The sequence below is a fragment of the Moorena sp. SIO4A1 genome (genome assembly GCF_010672065.1).
GTDB lineage: Bacteria > Cyanobacteriota > Cyanobacteriia > Cyanobacteriales > Coleofasciculaceae > Moorena.
In genome coordinates, this window is record NZ_JAAHHX010000004.1 from 70365 (window position 1) to 92752 (window position 22388).

Here is a 22388-nt window from a genome sequence, read left to right on the forward strand (position 1 = left end):
GAAATTTGTTTAAAGTCTATTTAAGCGATCGCGTAAAATAGACTCTTGCTTTTTAGCCTCAGCTAAAGCCTCTTGAGCACCCTTAACCACAGCTTCTGGAGCTTTACTCACAAAGTTCTTATTACCCAGACGCCCAGACAAGGATTTGACTTCCGCCTCTACTTTACGTAACTTCTTTTCTAACTTAGCCCGTAGAGCATCCACATCCACCACACCAGTTAGGGGAATTAGCACCTGGACAGTACCGACTACACCCGCCATGGTATTTTTAACCTCTTTGTCCAAGGCTGGAGTGATGGTTAATTGATTGACCTTACCTAAGTCTTTGATATAGGCAAGACCCGCCTCCAAAATTTGACGTTCGTCACTGTTGCTGCTTTGCAGAATAACAGGTGCGGTCACCCCTGGTTTAATCTCTGCCTCAGCCCGGAGGTTGCGGATAGTACGGATTGTACCAATCAGCAGCTCAAACCTTTGCTCTAGTTCTGAGTCAATTAGAGAACTTGGGGATATTGAAGAGTGGGTATTGCCTATTGACGAAAGGTCATGGTCTATTTTAACGTCTCCCTCTTCTATATCTTTGATATCTTCTATATCTTTAATATCTTTTCCCTGTTTGATATTTCCATCAATAATCCCCATTTTGGACTCGATTTCCTTCAATTCCGAAGATTGCTGAGTGTCTTCCTGGCCAACAATTTCTGCTTTGATGGATTGAATTTTTTGAGATAACTCTTGACGATTTTCAGCCTTGAGCACATAACGGGAAACAAACCAAATGGCATATCCTAGACCAATCAGTTCTAAACTAGTTGAGACTAAGGAAATGCGATTGAGCGCACCCACGAAGGCTGTGAGGATATTCAGGGCAATAATTCCTCCGACAACCAACCCTGCTGCGATTATCGGTTCTTTGTAGTCCTCGAACAACTTCCTAGAAATTTCTCGCACTTTAAACAATACAGCTACACTTTGCTTAGAGATTTCCTTTTCCTTAGACAAAGATGTTCCTGACCTCGGTGATTGGGCATCAGGATAATCGGATGTATTATCGGTTAGCAGTTCGCTGTCCGTTGTCTGTAGTTCCTCTTCCCCAGTTTGACCATCTAGGTACTCTATAGGATAAGGTTGTAGCGCCAACACCTCCCCAGATTTCTGGGTCAAGGTGTGCCAGATTTCTTCAGTGATATGGGGCATGAATGGATGGAGTAGCTTTAGGATACCCTCTAAAACGCAAGCTAGAGTTTGCTGTGCCACAACCCGCGACGCAGAATTGGCATCCTGACGCAGCCTAGATTTAACCAGTTCAATGTACCAATCACAAAAATCACCCCAGATGAACTCATAAAGTCCCTTAGCCGCTTCTCCCAAGCCATAACCATCTAGATAATCCCTAGTTTGACGCACCACTTGATGAAAACGGGAAAGAATCCAGCGATCGCATAATTCCAATGCCTCTACTGTTGGTTGACCCAACTCTTCGGGAGTCTTACCATCAAGGTTTAGCATTACAAACCGGGCTGCATTCCACAGTTTATTGGCAAAATTGCGGGATGCTTCTACAGAAGCTGACTCATCCGTCTTGCGGTCATACTCTAATCGGATATCTTGACCTGCACCTGCCACTTCCCGAACCAAAGTATAGCGCACGGCATCCGTACCATACTTGTCAATCAGGATTAAGGGGTCAATACCATTATTAGCCGACTTAGACATTTTCTTATTGTTCTCATCCCGCACTAGCCCGTGGATGTAAACACTCTTAAACGGCATTTGACCCGTAAAATGTCCTGCCATCATGGTCATGCGGGCAACCCAGAAGAAAATGATGTCAAAACCTGTTACCAGGGTGGTAGTGGGATAGTAAGTCTTCAAATCCTTGGTCTCCTCAGGCCACCCCATAGTCGAGAATGGCCACAATCCTGAAGAAAACCAGGTATCCAGCACATCTGAGTCTTGCTCTAGCTTGACATTTTCTCCAAATTTTGCTATTGCTTTCTTCTTAGCCTCTGCTTCATGGTGAGCCACAATAAACGGAGTCTCGCTAGTGATTGTGCCATTGGTTTCACTTACCACATACCAAGCCGGGATTTGGTGTCCCCACCAGAGTTGGCGGGAGATGCACCAGTCTTTTAATTTCACCAGCCAATCTCGGTAAACCTTAGTCCAACGTTCCGGGATAAATACTGGTGAATGGTGCTGGTCAAGAGACTCTAGGGCTCGGTCAGCTAGGGGGCGAATTTTGACAAACCATTGCGTTGAGATTAGGGGTTCAACAGGAACCTTTCCGCGATCGCTATAGGGTACCGTATGTTTGTAGTCCTCTACCTTAACCAACAGCTCTTCTGCTTCCAGCTGCTTCACCACATTTTTCCGGGCTTCAAACCGGTCTTGTCCTTGGAAAGGGCCAGCCTTTTCATTTAACGTGCCATTCTTATTCATGATGTTAATGAATGGCAGATTATGACGCTGACCCATTTGAAAGTCATTAGGGTCATGGGCAGGAGTTACCTTGACACAACCGGTGCCAAACCCTGGATCAACCAACTCATCAGCAATAATCGGAATTTCTCGTCCCATAATTGGCAAGGTTAGAGTTTTACCAATTAAATCCTGGTAGCGTTCATCATTAGGATTAACTGCAACCGCCGTATCTCCCAACATAGTTTCTGGTCTAGTCGTAGCTACTTCCACAAAACCATTGCTATCAGTAAGGGGATATCGAAAATGCCACAAATGCCCATCTACTTCCTTATTTTCCACTTCCAAATCTGAGACAGCGGATTGGGAAGCTGGACACCAGTTGACCATATATTCGCCCCGGTAAATCAGTCCCTGATCATAAAGTTGGACAAAGGCTTCAATTACCGCTTTCGATAAGCCTTCATCCATAGTGAACCGTTCCCGGGACCAATCCACCGAAACCCCCAAACGCCTCAGCTGGTTAACGATGGTGCCACCTGATTCTTCCTTCCACTCCCAAGCCAGTTCAAGAAACTTTTCCCGTCCCAAGTCATAGCGGGTTTTGCCTTCAGCTTCTAGCTGTCTATCGAGAATGGTTTGTACAGCAATACTAGCGTGGTCAGTTCCCGGTAGCCACAGGGTATTGCGTCCTGTCATCCGGTGGTAACGGACGAGGGTATCAATCAGAGCACTCTCGAAGGCGTGACCCATGTGCAACTTCCCAGTAACGTTAGGTGGGGGGATAACAACGCAATAGGGTTCACCCTGGTGATTGGGGTCAGCTTTGAAAACTTGGTTTTCTTCCCAGTATTTTTGCCACTTGGCTTCGGTGGTTTTGGGTTCGTATTTGGTTGCCAGGGTGGGTGTGCTTGCGGTCATGCTGGGAATGGTGAATAGATGGGCCTACCTCAATTTTGCCACAGGCTCAAGGTATAGTTAAGTAAATAAACGGCAAAGACGGGAAGGATGCGTGCGGCAGAAAAGCAGGGGAGCATGAGTCGGTGGGCAGTCACCAATTACCTGTGCAGCTAATAAATAGATAAATACAGAAAACCCAGTCGTCTTCGCGGTTGATGAATCGATATCAACACCTCAGAGTCACCCTATCAGCATTTAGAAAAATTTCCACATCCACAGTCAGATAAAGTGTCATGCTATTCATATAACAAATGAATAGCAGAACAACTGAGGAGTTAGGAACTTGAAAAAAGTAGAAGCCATCATCCGGCCATTTAAGCTGGACGAAGTCAAAATTGCCCTAGTCAACGCTGGCATTGTCGGAATGACAGTGTCTGAGGTTCGAGGCTTTGGACGCCAGAAAGGTCAGACTGAACGTTATCGCGGTTCAGAGTACACGGTTGAATTCCTACAAAAACTCAAAGTGGAAATTGTTGTAGAAGACGATCAAGTCGATATGGTCGTAGACAAAGTGATCGCTGCAGCTCGCACCGGTGAAATTGGCGACGGTAAAATTTTCATTAGCCCCGTCGATCAGGTGGTCAGAATTCGTACTGGGGAAAAAAATCTAGAAGCGGTCTAAATACCCTATATACCAATATACCAAGGGAGCTGAGGCACGGTTTACCGAGTTAGCGTGCCTCAGTCGATTTTTATAGGGAGTTGACGGTTTTAGCCACGCTAGTTAAGATAGCTGTTTCAACTGAGGTAGTAGTAATTCAAAAGCCTTGCCACGATGAGAGCAAGATCGCTTCATCTGAGGCTCCATCTCAGCAAAGGTTAACCCCTGCTCTGGAACCAAAAAAATTGGGTCGTAGCCAAAGCCACCAGTTCCCCGAGGAGCTGGCAAAATTTCCCCCCGACAAATCCCTTCCGCTTGGAGAGCGATCGCACCATCTGGACGAGCAATCGCCACTACACAAACAAACTGGGCTTGCCGATTCACTTCCAAACCTAGCTCCCCCAGTAGCCGCTCAATTCGCTCTTGGTCGGTTTTGCCATAGCGTGCAGAATAAATCCCTGGAGCACCATCTAGGGCATCGACTTGCAAACCGGAATCATCAGCAATTGCCCATTGCCCAGTTGCCTGGGCTACTACTGATGCCTTCAGACAAGCATTGGCAGTAAATGTATCTCCAGTTTCTTCAATCTCTAGCTCTGGTGGCTTTAACTGCAATTCCCAGTCCAAAGAATCTAGGTATGTCTGCATCTCCTGCAGCTTACCAGGATTGCCTGTAGCTACAACCAGCAATTTTGGCAGCAAATTTGGGGTTTGATGTTGGGATTTTGGATTACTCAAAGCAACAAGGTCAGATTTTGAGTTCTCCCTGGTTTGAAAACACAGGGATTCTAAGCTGATGTCGTTACGCGGGTTGAAACCGCGCTCCACGACGCTTACTATACTAAAGCCTAGAGTAACCTAGTCTATATAGTTTGGCAGACTCAACACTGCCCTACCTCCCTCGGATTAACTCAAACAGTTAACCTGTGGATTTACTTTCAATTTAACTAGCTTTCGGAGTGGTTGTACCAACAAATTAGGGCAATAAATCACTACTTTTTGCTGCGTTACTTGCCTGTACCATAGTCGTAGGATATACCCCGTCTCTTCCTGGCCGGAATTTCACCGTACTAGCAAAATATAAACGTGACCAACCTTGTCCCTACTTACCATTCTATTCTAACACAATTGCCTGGATTTATCCCGGCGCACTCGCTGTCCACTCAATAAATTAAGTGGCTAACCCTAGTTTGTTGTTTTTCTGTTTGATGAAAGGTTAACTAGCAATCAGAGTCAGTTCGATACAGCTCAAGCAGCGTTTAATGCCCGATTGCGATCTTACTCACCAAAGCCCAGATTTTCAATAACCCAACCAAAACTAGCCAATCCAAAATCCAACATTAATCCCAAATTTAACTCTAAAACTTACTGGCCCAATCTTTAGCCCAGTTTAAGGTTTGAGTTACCTGTTCAAGGGTAGCGGCTTCACAGTAGAGTCGCAATAAGGGTTCAGTGCCACTAAAGCGAATCAGCAACCAGCTGTCGTTAGCTAAACGGAATTTGTACCCATCTGTGGTTTGGCAATCCACCACTGCCTGACCATTAATTTCTTGGAGAGGCTCGGTTTGTAATTGTTCTTGTATACGCGATCGCACTTCCATCCCCGATAGATGTAAATCGATCCGGTCATAGGCAGAAGCATAGCCAGTTTGCTCTTGCAGACTCTTGTAGAGTTCACTTAAGTCTTTTCCAGATTTAGCGATCGCTTCTAATATATACAGTGCTGATAATAGAGCATCTCGCTCAGGAATATGGTTGCCATAGCCAATGCCTCCGGATTCCTCACCCCCTAGCAAAGCAGGAGTGGATAACATCCGGTCAGCAATATACTTATAACCGATAGCAGTCTCATAAACTGGCAAATTATACAGTGCTGCCACTCTAGGAATTAGGTCAGAACCACTAAGAGTTTTGACCACTTCACCACTAAAGTTACGTCGTGATGCTAGATGTTCAATCAGGATAGGAATCAGGATTTGGGGGCTAAGGAAATTGCCCTCACCATCAGCGGCTGCAATGCGATCGCTATCCCCATCAAATGCCAACCCAACCGCTAATTCAACACCCGGTTGACGCTGGTGATTCTGGAGCGCTTCAAATAGCTCAGACAGATAACCGGGTAAAGGTTCTGGGGATTTGCCACCAAATAAGGGATCCCGTTCGGCCTTAATTTCGATAATGGGTACCCCAAGAATCTTGTTCAAGCCTCCTGCTGCTGCACCATTCATGACATGGGCAAATACAGTCAGTTTCTGCTGACTAATCAGCTGTTGAATCAGGGCAATATCAACCTTTTGTCTTAAAGCATCACAGTAACTTGACCATGGGTCAAAGGTCTTTATACTCCCCTCTTTCTTAGGTGTAGCTGGTGCTTGAGAAAGTTTGGCTTCAATCTGTTTAGTTATTTCTAGAGGAACTGATCCACCAAACGCTCCTTTCACTTTTAAGCCTAGGTAATTGCCAGGATTATGACTAGCAGTAATTACCAAAGCTCCCAAAGCATTTTGGGACTTGGCTGCCCAACTGAATGCTGGTGTAGGAGCATAACTGTTAGATAGTAAGACATCAAAACCAGCAGCTTGAACCACCTCTGCGGTTTTTTTGGCAAAGTCTTCTGCCATGAAGCGTCGGTCATGACCCACTATAATCGTTTGGCTACCCGTGGTTTCCCCATAAGCATCTGCCAGAACTTGAGCAGCAACAGGGGCAACTATTGCCAAGCGCTCGAAGGTAAAATCGGCGGCAATGATACCTCGCCAGCCGTCTGTCCCAAATTTAATTGAATCTCCGGCAATCGCCATAATAGTAGTATATAGTTACTTAAATTTTAATACTCTGACGGCAAAATCCTAGCATTGGAAAGAGTTAGTGTCTTGGTGACCCGCCAAAGCCTGAGCTGGCTTGTGTCGCCATTTTGTCGTCATCTAGTAGTACTGATAGTAATTACTTAACTTAAGTCACTCTTTCGGGATTTTGTCCAGTGGGTGTATTGGCTACCACCATTGACGTTGGACCATTGGCTAGCACTGATGAGTTGCTCAGCAACCAAAGTTTTTCCTAAATGTAAGCGGGATATAGTCAGGTTTTACCCCTCTTGCGGACTCTTCCCTCTGTTCTAAATCTCGATCAATCATCCCCCGACAAGGGCAACAGTTTCCTAGTGGTCGTTGCTGATATCCTGCTTAGGTCGGGCTGACTAAGGCAGCTTCTTAAGTACAGAGATTAGATTCATGCGTTCAATGTAGGGCCAACCACCCTTTTCTTCAATATCCTTTAGCAAATCATATAGTTTCTGGCGAGTATCGGGCAATGAGGCTTGAAAGAACCCGTCTCGAATCTCGCCATGGACTTCCTCTAAACCCCTGAGTATAGCCAACAGCGCTAAGTTATCACCTTGGTAATTCTTTGCCAAAGAACGAATATCAGCGGTAATCTCTAGTAATTTAGCCTGTAATTGCTCTGAATCCAAATCTTTATCCCGATCCATTCCATCAAATAACTGTCGCAGTAAAGGCGGCTCTTCCCGTGTACAATGCTCTAAAGAACAGCTGAGGCTCACGGAATCGGTGCCATTTTTGCATGCCCTATGCCCCAATGGCAGTAGTTCAACCAAATAACAAGCTTCCCGATAGTTTGTGTGTAGCCCGACTTATAACATGGGTGTGGTGTGAATTGTGGATAATACTGGTCAATGCCTAGAGGGCAGCAGCTGTTTAACTCCTATTGCACCAGCAACCCAATTCCAGAACCAACCTAACATACATTTTTAGATCTGATTATTGACGATTGAGATTGACTATGAAGTATCGTGCTTTGATTTGTGCCTTCCTGGCGTTATGTCTGGGGGTCTTTACAGCTTCCTGTTCTCCAGATATAGCAAGCTTGGAAAGTATCGAAGGACTGACCTATGACCAGATTAAAAATACTGGTTTAGCGAATAACTGTCCACAGCTGTCAGAAATGACTCGGGGTGCTATTCCTGTAGACCCCGACCAGTCCTATGAGATTGTCGATATGTGCGTACAGCCAACCACCTTCTTTGTCAAGGAAGAAGGAACTAAGCGCAAAGAGGCAGAATATCTTCCCGGCAAATTATTGACCCGTTATACCTCTAGCTTGGTTCAAGTGCGAGGAGACTTAGTTTTTCAAAAAGATGGTAGTCTGAAGTTTTTGGAAAAGGATGGTATAGATTTCCAACCCATCACTATTCAGTTGCCTGGAGGTGAGCAAGTCCCATTCCTGTTCACCATTAAAAAATTGGTTGCCACAACTGAGCCTGGTTTGGAGAGTATCAATGCTTCCACCGACTTTGTTGGCGATTTCTACGTCCCCTCTTATCGGGGTGCTGTTTTCCTAGATCCCAAAGGTCGAGGTCTGGCTAGTGGTTATGATAATTCGGTTGCTTTGCCATCTCAAGCGGATAGCCAAGAGTTTGCCAATGTTAAGAGCGCAGATGTGGGCGAAGGCACCATTGAGCTGCGCATAGCTCAAGTAGATAGGGAGAGTGGGGAAATTGCTGGTACATTCATAAGTGAACAACCCTCAGATACTGACTTAGGTGCTGATGAGCCAGAAGAAGTGAAAGTTCAGGGGATATTTTACGCTCGCATTCAACCAAAACAAGCATAGCTGACGTTGGTTTGAGTCTTGGAAGCCACTGACTCCCAGAATGGGAAATTGGCAAAAACGTTAATTGCTAAGGGGCGTATGCCCCTTTTTTGATCGAAATGTGGCGTTTTCGATATCCTGTATGTATTATTAATAAACTTTCATCCTTTGTAATTCGGGATTATGGGTAAATTACTATTTTAACAAACTTAATGGGAAATCTACAATTAAAGCAATAACATTATGATCAGGCCAGTGGTTGGATATTAATAAACTAGATTAACTAAATTACCTATGTTATCAAACCAAACTGCAGCATAAACTCACGCCAATAAAACTGAGCCCCTTTCTCTAAAAGGGATGCAAGATAAGATATTCCGGGGATTGGATCCGGGAAATTTTCAACCGGTAATCCCACAACCATTACCAATTCGACCTGAACCATTACCAGGATAAAAAATTTGTTCCATCCAGGAGAATTGGGATGAGTTAGGGGTCTGATAGCCGATTGTGATCTACTTGTGATCTACTTGTAATCTACCACATTAAACTTTGTTATGGCGACTAACCTTAATCATAATATTAAGTATCAAAGCTTAACATTATTACAAAAGTACCAGCAATCTAAGACCTCTGAACTTCGCAATCAGCTAGTTGCTCTCAATTTAGGACTAGTGAGGAGAGAAGCTCATCATTGGGTCAATCAGTGTCATGAAAGCTACGAAGACTTACTTCAGGTTGGCTGTATTGGCTTAATTGGTGCCATAGAACGATTTGATTCCACCAAGGGAATAGCATTTAGTTCCTTCGCTATCCCCTACATTCGTGGTGAAATTCAGCACTATTTACGAGATCGGGGTTATTCAATTCGCATTCCTCGACGCTGGCTAGCACTACGGCAAAAGTCTGTGGAAATTACTCGAAATTTACGAGCAAGGTTAAATCGGCAACCGACAGAAGAAGAAATAGCAGCAGCATTAAACATCTCCCTAGAAGAATGGCAAGAAATTACCCTAGCTCATCAAAATCGGGAACCTCTGAGCTTAGATACACCAGTGGGAGATTCAGAGGACAGAAACACCAGCTTGGGTGAGTTAGTGCCAGATCCTCGCTATCGCAGTTTTCAGCTGGCACAGGAAGACCAAATCCGCATTCAACAAGCCCTAGCTCATTTGGAAAAGCGCACTCGTGAAGTGCTGGAATTTGTTTTTTTACATGACTTGACCCAAAAAGAGGTAGCACAACGCTTAGACATCAGTGTAGTAACGGTATCCCGCCGCGTTAAAAAAGGCTTGGAAGCGTTGCAAAAGTTAATGAAACCGACACAAGATTAATTTTAACACTATTATTTGGTGAAGCATAATAATCTAAAATTATAGACAATTATATACAGCTGGCAAAGTAACTGGACTTGATAGCTAAGTCATCGCTGAAACGCGCTTTGGGCTTCTTGGATTGGGTGTTATTGCCCATAGCATGCCCAAAGCCTTTTGCTTAGAGTCTCCAGTTTTGGAAGTTTGCCAAAAAAATCCGATCTTTAAAGAAGTTGGTGCCACAGATCGATAACTTCAAGGGTATGCTCGGATAAAGCGTTATTTTTAGGTGGTCATGGGTAAAGTATCATGCATCGTATGGGTGAGTGTGCTGGCTCTGCTGATAGGAGGCTGTCAACCGGGTAGAAACACTGAACAGGGGGAGCCGACTACCCCTAAACCGACGCCGGTGGCTTCCCCGGATAGCACCAAACCTTCTCCTCCTGTAGCTGAATTTGCTCCTAAATCTCCGGAAACACCGGAGCAGGAAAAGGTAATACCAATACCACCATTGATCACCACCTTGCCAAGCAATGAAGTAAGAAATCGGATTGATAAGGGACGTCTTGACCCGTTTGCGGCAATTTCAGTGCAACCAGAGGTGGAGATTGTGCCGAATCCTGGCAGACCAAGTAGCTCCCCTACGAGGGTACAACCTCTGACTCCTCCACCAGGAAGACCGGCTTTGCGATCGCGTCCTGGAACCGGAGGTAGTGTAGCGGTACCCCCCAGCCCCTCAAGAGCTAGCCGTCCCAGCCCCTCAAGAGCTAGCCGTCCCAGCCCCTCAAGAGCTACCAGGCCCGACCGTAAGCCTCCAAGCTCATCAATCCCTAGAAAGTCTCCTGGCTCATCAAGAGGAAATGTTTTGCCAAGGCCCCAGAACACTCGGCCTACAGAGACTAGCATTGCTAAACCTGCTTCAAAACCAGACAATAGCTCTGTTGCCGAGGATGGTATCCCCCCTATCCCTCCTGAATTTGATCTGCAACTGCCAATCCTACCAGAACCAGAACTGGCCAATAATGTTAGTGTCACAGGGGTAGTTGATAATGGTAGGGGTGTCTATTACGCTATCCTAGATGTCCCTAATGAGCCTAGTCGTAGCGTTCAAGTTGGACAGTTTATATTAGGCGGACAAGTGCTAGTAAAGCGAATTGAAATGTATAGAGGCTTAGATCCAGTGGTGATTCTGGAAGAAAATGGTGTTGAAGTGTCTAGACGAGTTGGCGAAAACTCAGGATCAGCTTCTTGAGGTAACCTCAGGGTACAGTGTTAACTGTTAGGTGTTAGGTAAGCATTCAGCTATCAGCCGTCAGCCATCAGCCATTCCCGTACCGTGGCCCAAAAGCCTTTGGCCTTGGCTGACGCTACTAATTGTGCTGATTTTATGAAAAAGTATTAGTAGCGTACGCTATGGGCATAAACTGTTGCCGTAGCGTTGCCACAGACCTTTGGCTGATAGCTGATACGCGACACGCTGATAGCTAAAGGTGTTAGGAATTGGGTTAATGGTTCTGCTACTTAATCCCTAATACAAGGTACCCTAGGATCATGGAGCAGTGTAAACTATTGCGTTATCAAATTAGTTGTGCTGGTTTACCCTTGGCAGTTTATCGAGAGGTAGCTGCCCATTTACGGCAAGTGACAGGGGTAGACGCTGATTTACTACCCCAAACATCCCAGCAGTTTGATTACAATCAGAGTCAGGTTGGTGGATTGTGGATTGAGTATGGCGAGACTGCTGATAAAGTAGAAAGAGAACGGGTCAAGCAAATTTTGTCCTATTATCAAAATCGCTATGGTGCCTGGGAAGAAGACACTTCCGATGGTGGACACTAGCTCAAATGATGGGGAAGCAAAACGTTAATGGGTTTAATCCAGGCTTTACGAGGAACACGGGATATCCTGCCAGACGAAGTTGGATATTGGCAGCAAGTAGAAGCGATCGCACAACAGATTCTCAATAGAGCGGCTTATCGAGAAATTCGTCCTCCCATTTTTGAGCGCACTGAACTGTTTGAACGGGGGATTGGGGAAGCTACTGATGTGGTAGGGAAGGAAATGTATACCTTCAACGACCGGGCAACCCCTCCTCGTTCCGTGACACTACGTCCAGAAGGGACAGCGGGAATAGTGCGAGCTTATATTCAAAATAGCCTCTATGCTGCTGGTGGAGTACAACGCCTCTGGTATACTGGTCCGATGTTTCGCTATGAAAATCCCCAAGCTGGACGACAGCGACAGTTTCATCAATTGGGGGTAGAGGTGATTGGTTCTCGTGATGCCAGGGCAGATGCAGAAGTAATTGCGATCGCAAAAGATATCCTAAATACCTTGGGTCTAGTTAACCTGAAACTTGACCTTAATTCTGTCGGTAGTACCGAAGACCGTCAAAAGTACCGACAGGCGCTGGTAGATTACCTTACTCCTTACAAAGATGAGTTGGACGAAGATTCTCAAGACCGTTTAACTCGCAATCCCCTCAGGATTTTAGATAGTAAAGACAAACGCACTCAAGAGATTGCTCAGGATGCTCCGAGTATATTAGACTATCTAAGTTCAGAGTCCCAAAGTCATTTTGATCAGGTAAAGCAGTTGTTGAAGGATAATGGGATTAGTTACCAGCTTAATCCTCGCTTGGTGCGGGGGTTGGATTACTACACCCACACTGCATTTGAAATTATCTCTGATGACTTAGGCGCTCAAGCAACGGTTTGTGGTGGTGGTCGCTATGACGGATTAGTCGATGAATTGGGGGGAAATAAAACTCCAGCCGTTGGTTGGGCGATTGGTTTGGAGCGTTTAGTGATTTTGCTGCAACAACTGCAAGCTTCACCAGCCCTAGCGCTAGATTTTTATCTAGTATCCAGAGGTGAAGTAGCTCAAGCTCAAGGATTGAAACTGGCTCAGCAACTGCGCAAAGCTGGGTTAGCTGTAGAACTGGACTTGAGTGGAAGTGCTTTTGGTAAACAGTTTAAGCGAGCTGACCGCAGTGGTGCGGTGGGTTGTTTAGTGATCGGAGATGCTGAAGCTCAGAGCAACACCGTGAATTTGAAATGGCTGGCCTCTGGGGAACAAGAAACTATGACCCAAGCTGATTTATTGGATAAAACTGAGCAGTTAAAAGAGCAGATAGAACCTTTGCGTTGAGTCTTGAGTGTTGAGTTGCGTAGGGTGTGTTAGGGGAGCCTTGATATTTGGCCTCTAGCCCTTGGTTAGGTTGCTGCCCGTAACGCACCACTGCTGGTTCAAACAACTGTTAGGAGATGCACCCTTGAGTGTTCAGTGTTAACACTCAAGAACGTCGTATTATTTCGTAGTGACACATCAATGCTTTGAGATAAGTATGGGTATCCTTAGGTTATAAAGAAAGGGGTTAGCTAAACCGCTCTTATGCCCCACGTCTCAACCCGTAGGGTGAGCGTGGGATGAATGGCGGACAGCAACTTTCGATTCATATTGAATATTAATTGTCGGAAATAGTAGAATGGTAAGGGAGGTGATTTGCCATGAGAACAGCCTATCAGTACAGATTGCGCCCGACTCAGCAACAAGCAGCATTAATTGACAGATGGTTGTCAATGTTATGCGCTCAATACAATTACTTATTGGCTGATAGATTCAACTGGTATGAGCAAAATCGCTCACCTGTTAATGCCTGTCCTCTGATTTGTCACTTGCCTCAACTAAGAATCAACCCTAATTACTACTCTCAAAAGAAGACTCTGCCTCAACTTAAGCAAGAACGACCTTGGTATAAGGATATTCATTCTCAAGTTTTACAGGATGTAGTTAAGAGAGTTAAGCTAACCTTTGACAGATTCTTGATCGGAGATAGTAGCGGCAAAAGAAGTGGCAAACCCAGGTTTAAGCCACTCAGTCGTTACAGAACTTTCACCTACCCTCAAATCAAACAATCCTGCTTGCAAGGTAATCGCATTGACTTACCAAAACTGGGTAAGATTAAGGTTGTCTTGCATCGTCAAATTCCTGACGGGTTCAAAATCAAGACGGTTTCTATCAGTAAAAAAGCTGACGGATTGTACGTTACACTTTCTCTTGAGGATAAGACCGTTCCTGAAATTAAAACAGATATCAATCCTCACTTAATCATTGGTATTGATGTTGGTCTAAAGGATTTTTTGACTACTTCGAGTGGTGAAACAGTTACAATACCTCAGCACTACCGTAAAGCTCAAAAAAGACTGCGGCTTATTCAGAAAAAAGTATCACGTCGAGAGAAGGGTGGTAATCGTAGACTCAAGGCTATTAAGTTGTTAGCTAAACAACATCAAAAAGTAGCTAACAAGCGTAAAGACTTCCACTTCAAAACAGCTAATCAATTGCTGTCAAAGTATGACGTTATTGCTCATGAGACTTTGAATGTCAAAGGTCTTGCTCGTACCAAATTGGCCTTATCTGTGTTGGATGCTGGGTGGTCAAGCTTTCTGTCGATACTGACAAACAAAGCCTTAAATGCTGGTTTGTTGGTTGTCCCAGTAAGTGCTCATAACACCTCACAAAATTGCTCCAGTTGTGGAGAGAAAGTACCGAAAAAGCTGCATATTCGCTGGCACGACTGCCCTCATTGTGGGTGCAGTCTTGACCGTGACCACAATGCAGCGATTCGGCGTTCGCGAAGCGTGGCCAAAGGCCTCAGCCGACGCTACGCGAACAATATAAAAAATAGAGCGGTGGGGCATCCCGTTCTTAAAGCTCAGTTAATGTCCGACGGGATACCGGGAGTCGCTGAGAAGCCCACACTTACCCGATAGGGAAGTGTGGGAGTATGTCACCATCCTGAGGATGCTGCGCTACCATTTCACCTGTAGAGTTCCCCAGCTGCTGCTATGCTACCAATACCGGATTACTTAATTGCCCTGACTGTAGTACTGGTGGTAATCCCATCAGTATTCGTAATTTTACTACGTTTTGCTCTCCATACCCATCTTTTATCCCTAGGGAAGCGAGTAAGAAGACTAATCCATGGACAGCCTCGTGGGAAAAAACCCAGAATTGTAGAGGAGCTAGAAAGACGGTTCTCAGATGCTAGCCGACATTTAGAGCAGGTCAATACAGGCGCATTAATTGACCAAGCCTACAGCCACGAGAAAGTTGTTGGCATATCTTGTGACCAAATTGATTACATTGGTCGGATTATGCCTAGCTTACTGTTATCCTTTGGCTTACTAGGTACCTTTATCGGCATCACCATCAATTTGTTAGCACTGAGTCAAACAATCAGTCAATCTGATGCTACCGATATCAATACTTTAGTTAACCAATTACAGCAACCCCTAGAAGGGATGGGGATTGCTTTTACCACTAGCTTAACCGCTATCTTTTTTAGTGCTGTCTTAACCGTAGTTAACGTCGCCTTCAATACAGGGCTAGCGAAAAACAATCTAATTAGTTACTTAGAAGATTACTTGGATAATATTTATCAGCCGAGTTTAGCAGGGCAAACACGCCTGGATGTATTGGTTCAGGGGATGTCCAATATCTTTGAAAGCTTTTTGGCGAGATTTGGTCAGACTGTTCGAGAAGCAGTGGAATCATCACTACGAGAAAAAGTGCAAGAAATTGCTGATGCTAACACTCAAGTGCTTAAACTAGCCGAAAATTCTTACAATAGATTCTTCCAAGCTGCTAGTACTATCGCTAGAAGTGCTGAAGAATTTCAGCTAGCTGCTGCTCAATTTACCCAAGTTGCTCAAACCTTTGAGCATAGCCAGTTTCCTCAAAAATTATCTAAGGCTACAGTAGATTTAACGAGAACCCAAAGCAGTTTCTCTGAGTCAGCCAGTATGTTATCGCAATCAGTGCAAGGGATGGGAGTAGCAATGGCTGAACTTCAGCGTCATGGGGTTAAGTTGGTAAAATTGGCAGAAGAAATCAGTGCCCTCAGACAATCTTCTATAGATGTAGTAAAACAGCATCATCACAGTCAACAAGCCCTAGGGAAGATTATCCCCCAACTTCAGCAAGGAGCACAGGGATTTCAGTCAGCGATCGCTCGGCTTGATCAATTAGAGCAACGGATTGTTTCTCGAACTGATAGCTTGAGTGACGTTCAGGCTGAATTGGCTAAGTTAGTGTCAAATGTTAAAAGCTATACCGAAGGAGTAAGTCTGGGAATTCAGGCTTTAGGCGATCGCCTTGATCAAAGTCTTACTCAGCAAGCTAATACTGACCAGCATAATTATGAAATTATGCGACACAATCTTGAAAAAGTTGTCAATCATCTTAATAACACTAATCAGGAAATTGCTAAGATTAGCACAAAAATGACTGAGTCCAATCAAATCGATGGTTCAACTCGCATAACCCAAGATATGACTGTAGGAGAGCTAGTCAGGCGTTTGAGCAGTGAACGATAAACCTGGCAAATCGTTAGCTGTCAGCCGTCAGCTGTCAGCCGTCAGCTGTCAGCCGTCAGCTAAAAGCTCACGCGTGCGCGTTCAGCTTAAAATAAACCTCTTTAGGGAGAATTTAATAGTTCGAGAATAATCAGAATTGAAAGTCTGGGAATTTGCCCATATAAGCATATGCCCGTAGCCCATAAGCTGAATGCTGAATGCTGAATGCTTACGGCAAATGACTAATACTAATTATAAGATTGACAGAGAATTGATAAAATGCGTCGTTCACGAAATAATGATTGGAATGAAGAGATAAATCTCTGGCCAGCTTTTACAGACTTAATGTCTAATGCCTTCATGATCCTGATCTTATTTTTGTTGTTGTCTATCCTGAAGTCTGTGCTGGCACAAACTGCCTTGGAATCAACCATTGATGATCTCACCAGAAGTGAAGATGAAGTGGTGCAATTAGCAAGGGAGAATGCGGAATTACGAGCTAAGGCAGCTCGGGTTGATCAACTTGAGCGTGGTGTGGCGGTTTGGAGAGCTAGGGCAAAGCGCTCAACTGACCGCCAAAAGGCACTAGAACAGCAGGTTAGGTCTTTGCAGGTACAGATTGCTGCAGCACCAAAACCACCAGATACACCTCCGATTATTGTAATCAAAGATCAGGGGGCTTACCGATTTGATTCTGGCAGTGCGGCAATTCCCTCAGCTATGAAGGACTATATTCGGCAGCAAATTGTCCCTGCTATTGAAAGCAATGCTAAGGACTATGAAATCAATGTAGTAGAACTGATTGGTCACACCGATGGTCAACCTAATCTTGGTGCTGGCAATATCGACCAGACCATTGGGAATGTGGTTAATAAAAATTCCTCTATCAGTCAACTTAGACCAGGATCTAATGCTGATTTAGGACTGATGCGAGCTTTGGCAGTTGTACAATTACTCCGTGAGATTCAAGCTAAAGAAGGACGGCTGAAGGGGCTGCAATTTCGAGCTTATTCTGCAGCCCAGTTAATTTTACCTAATGGACAAATTGCTCCGATTAGTTTAAAGGATGATCAAACTAGGCGCAGGATTGAAATTCGCTTTACTCGTCTGGGTAAGGTGACAAATGTTCAATAGCTGAAGGGAGTAAAATCTCGCGCTTTGTGGTAGGGAAAGATGCTAATCAATAAGTTTGCGATCGCAAATTCATTGATTAGGCTTTCTATGCTGAACAAGGAATAATCCCCATGACCTATGTCGTAGATAAACAAAACGACCAACGGCTAGTCCACTCCGGGGTAAGTTGGGATAACTTCAAATCAATTCAAGCGGGGTTCGTCAACTCCCCAGGAATTCGACTGTTCTACTACAGGGGTGAGGTAGAAATATTGGCAGTTTCCCAAGACCATGAAGTCTTCAGTGGTGTCATAGCACTGTTGCTGGGTACTTATTTTGTTGAAAAACAAATTGAGTTTACTCCAACCGGTAGCTTTACCCAAGAGAAGGAAGGGGAAGCATCTGCACAAGCAGACCAATCTTACATAATTGGTAGATCCTCAGGAGTGATTGCAGACCTCTCTATTGAAGTTGTCTTTACTAGTGGTAACCAGAGCAAGCTAAATCGTTACCAAGCATTAGGAGTATCCGAAGTTTGGTTTTGGGAGGATGGTGTCTTTGCTTTGTATCACTTGCGCTCTGATGGTTACGAAAAAATTTCCCAGAGTGAAGTCTTGCCAGATTTGGATATTGACTTATTGTATCGGTGTCTGATGATGGCTTCCAAAGTTGAAGCGATGAGGCACTTCAGACAAGCTATCTCTGAGACTTAGAAGAATCCTTAAGATTACTCCAGTAGGGTACGTTAGGGGAGCCTTCATTTTCCGCCTCGTAGCCAGGGTTGAGACAACCCGCCCCGTTCCACCCACGGGCAAGATGCCCGTTCCACCCACGGGCAAGATGCCTATTCCACCCACCGGATCAAACAGCATGCATTGAGATTTACCCCCTACGGTTTTATAGCATTTGTATTTGAGATGTAAACTTAAAAGGTCTTTTTTTAGTTTGCTATAAAACTCTGGAGCTCTTTTCCCTGTTGCTTTTTGCCTCTTGCTTCTTGTCTTTTTCGACAATCTATAATTTTACAACTCGTTTGAAAACGCTATTATCTATTTTAATTCAGCAATGCCTGAAATTTATACACAATAAATATTAAGTAATTTTAAGTTTTAAAAAAACATCTTATTTTTATTGATTATTCTTAATAATCAATAAAAATAAGATGTTATAAAATTATTTAACAAGACATAATAAGGAATCACGATGTTAAAGAAATTAAGCATTTTATCTGTTGCAACTATTGTAAGTATGACCCTAAACCAAGGATTAGCTAATGCAATAAGCGCAAATGGAGGTAGTACAGGTTGGCATGCCGTTAGTAGTGGGAGTGAGACAAGCTGTAACAAGAAAGGTATAGAAAAAATGAATATTCTTGTCAATGGAGGAGAAATCGAAAAAACTGAATTTCACCCATGGCGCTTTAAAAGAGGAAATAACGTTATTTTTAATCTTGTATGTGCTCCCAAAGGTGATTATGTCAGGGTAGATGTTATTTGTGTGAATCCTTGTGACCGGAACACTTATCGTATTCGCACTGTAATAGATGAACTTATGAATTGGTAAATTCTAGCTTTCGAATCAGCAACGCCTTAGGCAGGCGATCTCTGAGGCTTAGAAGAATCCTTCAGGTCAGCATTCAGCGGTCAGCGGTCAGTCGTCAGCCCTGAGCCATTCCCGTAGCATGGCTACAAGCCTTCGGCTGATAACTGATAGCTGATAACTGATAGCTGATAACTGATAGCTGATAACTGATAGCTGATAACTGATAGCTTAATCCTTAAGATTAGCCCTAGTATTTGAGTATTTGGTATCAACAAGCACATCTTAAGAGGAAATTTTGTGGTATAGCTTTCCTATCCCCTTAAACCGAGTAGATGTCAGTCACTCTGTCGAATCCGGTGGTTGACAAATCTAGAGCGTGGGGATAAGCAAAATACTCGACTTAAAGTGTAAGCTAATTGGAAAAGCAATCAAGTCCATTAGCAGGTCTTTGGGTCATAGATATCGACAATGGCTAAGAAGTACTGGGAATTTCTACTACAGAAAGAGGGGGAGCGCTCCTGGAAGCCAATCAAGTCTTCTGAGATGGAAATTGAATCTGGTCGGTATCGGATAGTGGCTCGTTCCAACTTGCCCAATACTGATGTAGAAATTTGCGTCAGCTATGATAGCACAGAGCAAGTGCCACCCAAACGCAAGTCCCAGAGGCGATGGCGTCGCACCAACTCAGAAGGGTTAATGGTGGTTATTCCTTTCACCAAGCTTAAACCTGGTCTGTGGAAGTTACGTTGCAGTAACGATATCATGGATGATTTTCTGGGTCAGTCCTGGCGAAAATCCTTAGCGCTACAAGTCATACCCGAAATCCAAGATGTAGAGACACCCCCTAAAACCTCTGTATCCACCCCAGTAGAATCCACCCCAGTAGAATCCACCCCAGTAGAATCCACCCAAACTGATACTCAGCCGCCTCAAATAAACAATTCCCTGACTACACCTGAGCTAGCTGTTGATTCTCCCTCCACCAATACTATTGCTAATGACCTGAAAGCAACAGATGCTAGCTCAGATACTAGCTCAGATGCTAGCTCAGATGCTAGATCAGAGTTTTCTAACCCTCAGGAGTACCAGAGTCAGATAACACCACCAGAAGAACAACCCATAACCATTGCTGCGCCAGAGTTACCTGTTGACCAAGCCCAAGCAGCAATGGGGGTTAGCCAACAGGAATCTAGTCCTAGCCAAGAGACGGTTTTGGAAGAGGTAGAAGAGGTTTACTCAGAGGCACCTGTTAATCCTGAAACCAATCAACAACCAAAAACCAACCAACAACCAATAGAAACTATCTCGGAAGACCTACAACTCCAATCGACCGTTGAGAATTCCATCATGGAGGAATCTCTGGAGACTTTGGAGCAACTACTACAACAGGTGCTTCAGCCAGTATTGGATGAGTTGGAAGATACGGAATCTGAAGATAACCAACAGCTAAGAAAAACCTCTGATTCAGATTGGGTTTCAGATACAGAGGTTAATAAGTACGGTTTAACCCTAAAACTAGATAAGGAAATTTTCCTGGCAAGGCGAGGAGAGTCGTTGACTATCAAAGGGGAATTGATAGTATATAATGATAATTATAATAATGGTGATGGGATAACGGTTAGTGTTTTAGATAGTGTTTTAGAAAACTTATTTCCTGCTACCCTACGCTATCAATTGCGGTTTCCTCAAACAGGAAAACGTTTGTTAGATATTGAGTACTCCCTATCTCAACAGGAGTTATCTTTGGGATTTAGCCATAGTCTAGATATTCCAACGGATTGCCAAAGTGGTCTAATTTTAGGAAAAATAACCCTTTATAACTCAAAGTCAACTGCTTTAGCTACTCAACAATTTACTGTCACAGCTAATGTAGAGGATTTATTAGAAGTAATTGTGCCAGGGAATCAGGGGATGCCCATGGAAACCATGGTCGTACTGGCTAATCGGATCGCTCAATCTGCCAAACCTGATCAACCTGATCAAGACCTTCTATTATTAGATGAAGACCCCTTAGAGCAGACTACGCTGGATCTGGTTGAGTTACCCCAAAACCATCCATCTCTGTTCTTGCAACCTATTTCTAAACGGTCTTTACCACCAAAACTTTACCACCATCAGCCGAGTGACATAACTGTTAAATCTATCAAATTGCCGAATTTTCCTACAATGCAGTCGGTTGCTGAACCTGAGGCACAGCACGAAGACGTCCAACATGACTCTAAAGCATCTGAGTCAGTTTCCCTAGATGATCAAGAATCCTCCACTACAGCCAATCCAGAACTAGATAATCGACAGCAAGATACTGGGTCAGAGTTACAGCCTCAAGAAACAGTGCTTCAAGACACAGTAGTTCAAGAAAGAGTACTTCAAGACACAGTACTTCAAAACACAGTAGAACAGTCGGAAGATAGTGCTGAAGATACTAATGAAGATAGTAATTTACAGATAAAGTCTGAAGTCTTATCTAATTATAATGATGCTTCTGAAGTGCTGATTAATTCCCTAAATAAATCTGATCCAATCCAAAGTATTGAGATTATTGAGAGTGATGAATATCAGACAGATGATCAGTTAGAGGATTCAGAATCGGTTGATACCCAGTTCAATAATTCCAAGGTAAACCAATTATTGAATACTACTCGGTGGGAGACTCCAGATTCTGTACAAGATCCTGAGTCAATCGCTTTAGAAGAAGCTTTCCGAGCCCTAAACATGGAAGAGCGTTTTTGGTCACGCTTGAGTGCTTTAGCTGAAGATGATAAATTGCTGGAATTGCTGAGGTTAGAATTATCCCCACAAAGTAATCCTGCTGGGCAAGATCCCTCAGCAGTGGCAGATAAACAGAGGAATGAAACGGCTAGCAACCAAGGAGAGGTTAGGGAATTTCCAGAAAAGGTCTTGGAGTCAATGACAGAATCTGAGGATTTGCCCATAGTTAGTTCAGAATTAGCAACCCCAGAAACACCCCCTAGAGTTGGTATTACTAGTCACGATTGGACGACTCAGGAAATTGTAGTAGACGATCGAGAAATAGCCCCACAACCGAAAAAAGCTAAAGCAACTAAGCAAGATGACTTGAAGGCTAAACTGGAGAATCTTTCATCCCTAGAGTTGGATGCGACCTTAGCAGCACCGACTTTATCAATACCGACTACTAGGGAGTTAGTTGCTGGAGAAAAGATAATGGTTACCATAAAACTTCCTCCTAGTCAATCTCGTTTATGTATTAAATTGTGGGTTAAAGACGTCCAAACTCGCTCTCTGCTCCAGGAAACCCGTTCTATTATAGATTTACTCCCCAATGCAGCTGGGGAGCTGGAGGCAATGACTCAATTAGTTATACCCCAAGGCACGACTCAAATCAGAATAGAAGCGATCGCAATTAATTTGGAGAACCAGCAGGAGAGTCACAAGGCGGAGTTGGAGTGTGTAGTTGTTCCTACTGACTTATCTAGTACGCTTGAAGGATGA

Annotated in this window: 16 protein-coding genes; 12 read left to right on the top strand and 4 right to left on the bottom strand. The window is 44.1% G+C overall.

Going from position 1 to position 22388, the window contains the following annotated elements; translation table 11 throughout:
* Positions 1-9 precede the first annotated feature (9 nt).
* The gene (locus tag F6K53_RS04200; RefSeq protein WP_293018094.1) at positions 10-3342 is read right to left on the bottom strand and encodes a valine--tRNA ligase; all 3333 of its coding nucleotides are present in this window, start codon (positions 3340-3342) and stop codon (positions 10-12) included.
* 322 nt (positions 3343-3664) lie between these two features.
* On the opposite strand from F6K53_RS04200, the gene F6K53_RS04205 reads away from it, so the two are divergent.
* Entirely contained in the window at positions 3665-4003 is a 339-nt protein-coding gene (locus F6K53_RS04205) for a P-II family nitrogen regulator (protein ID WP_293018096.1), read from the top strand.
* A 102-nt stretch (positions 4004-4105) separates the two neighbouring features.
* On the opposite strand, the gene rdgB is transcribed toward F6K53_RS04205, so the two are convergent.
* The 3 genes from rdgB to F6K53_RS04220 all read right to left on the bottom strand — a co-directional run bounded on the left by rdgB (position 4106) and on the right by F6K53_RS04220 (position 7595).
* Positions 4106-4720, bottom strand: coding sequence for an RdgB/HAM1 family non-canonical purine NTP pyrophosphatase (rdgB, locus tag F6K53_RS04210; protein ID WP_293018097.1), 615 nt, complete (start codon positions 4718-4720; stop codon positions 4106-4108).
* A gap of 620 nt (positions 4721-5340) precedes the next feature.
* Positions 5341-6783, bottom strand: coding sequence for a phosphoglucomutase/phosphomannomutase family protein (locus tag F6K53_RS04215; protein ID WP_293018098.1), 1443 nt, complete (start codon positions 6781-6783; stop codon positions 5341-5343).
* Positions 6784-7178: 395 nt separating this feature from the next.
* Positions 7179-7595, bottom strand: a complete 417-nt coding sequence (locus F6K53_RS04220) for a hypothetical protein (RefSeq protein ID WP_229415155.1) — start codon at positions 7593-7595, stop codon at positions 7179-7181.
* A 185-nt stretch (positions 7596-7780) separates the two neighbouring features.
* Between F6K53_RS04220 and F6K53_RS04225 the strand changes: the two genes are divergently transcribed.
* The 11 genes from F6K53_RS04225 (at position 7781) to F6K53_RS04275 (ending at position 22388) form a co-directional block, all read left to right on the top strand.
* Positions 7781-8611 (top strand): photosystem II manganese-stabilizing polypeptide, encoded by an 831-nt coding sequence (locus F6K53_RS04225; protein ID WP_293018099.1) that lies wholly within the window; start codon positions 7781-7783, stop codon positions 8609-8611.
* Between the two features lie 536 nt (positions 8612-9147).
* Positions 9148-9924 carry an RNA polymerase sigma factor SigF gene (locus F6K53_RS04230; RefSeq protein ID WP_293018102.1) on the top strand — a complete coding sequence of 259 codons (777 nt, stop codon included), beginning with the start codon at positions 9148-9150 and terminating at the stop codon, positions 9922-9924.
* Between the two features lie 274 nt (positions 9925-10198).
* Complete coding sequence (locus F6K53_RS04235; protein WP_293018103.1) at positions 10199-11155, top strand: hypothetical protein; 957 nt, start codon at positions 10199-10201, stop codon at positions 11153-11155.
* 299 nt (positions 11156-11454) lie between these two features.
* Positions 11455-11742, top strand: a complete 288-nt coding sequence (locus F6K53_RS04240) for a hypothetical protein (protein ID WP_293018104.1) — start codon at positions 11455-11457, stop codon at positions 11740-11742.
* A 27-nt stretch (positions 11743-11769) separates the two neighbouring features.
* Positions 11770-13053 carry a histidine--tRNA ligase gene (hisS, locus tag F6K53_RS04245; protein ID WP_293079958.1) on the top strand — a complete coding sequence of 428 codons (1284 nt, stop codon included), beginning with the start codon at positions 11770-11772 and terminating at the stop codon, positions 13051-13053.
* Positions 13054-13412: 359 nt separating this feature from the next.
* On the top strand, positions 13413-14678 hold the full coding sequence (locus F6K53_RS04250; protein ID WP_293067371.1) for a transposase: 1266 nt from the start codon (positions 13413-13415) through the stop codon (positions 14676-14678).
* 75 nt (positions 14679-14753) lie between these two features.
* Positions 14754-16283 carry a hypothetical protein gene (locus tag F6K53_RS04255; protein WP_293067369.1) on the top strand — a complete coding sequence of 510 codons (1530 nt, stop codon included), beginning with the start codon at positions 14754-14756 and terminating at the stop codon, positions 16281-16283.
* Between the two features lie 258 nt (positions 16284-16541).
* Positions 16542-17396: a hypothetical protein gene (locus F6K53_RS04260; protein WP_293067367.1), complete on the top strand. Its 855-nt coding sequence runs from the start codon at positions 16542-16544 to the stop codon at positions 17394-17396.
* Between the two features lie 110 nt (positions 17397-17506).
* The gene (locus F6K53_RS04265; protein ID WP_293067364.1) at positions 17507-18088 is read left to right on the top strand and encodes a Uma2 family endonuclease; all 582 of its coding nucleotides are present in this window, start codon (positions 17507-17509) and stop codon (positions 18086-18088) included.
* A gap of 490 nt (positions 18089-18578) precedes the next feature.
* Positions 18579-18938 (top strand): hypothetical protein, encoded by a 360-nt coding sequence (locus F6K53_RS04270; protein WP_293026573.1) that lies wholly within the window; start codon positions 18579-18581, stop codon positions 18936-18938.
* Positions 18939-19385: 447 nt separating this feature from the next.
* Entirely contained in the window at positions 19386-22388 is a 3003-nt protein-coding gene (locus tag F6K53_RS04275; RefSeq protein ID WP_293067361.1) for a hypothetical protein, read from the top strand.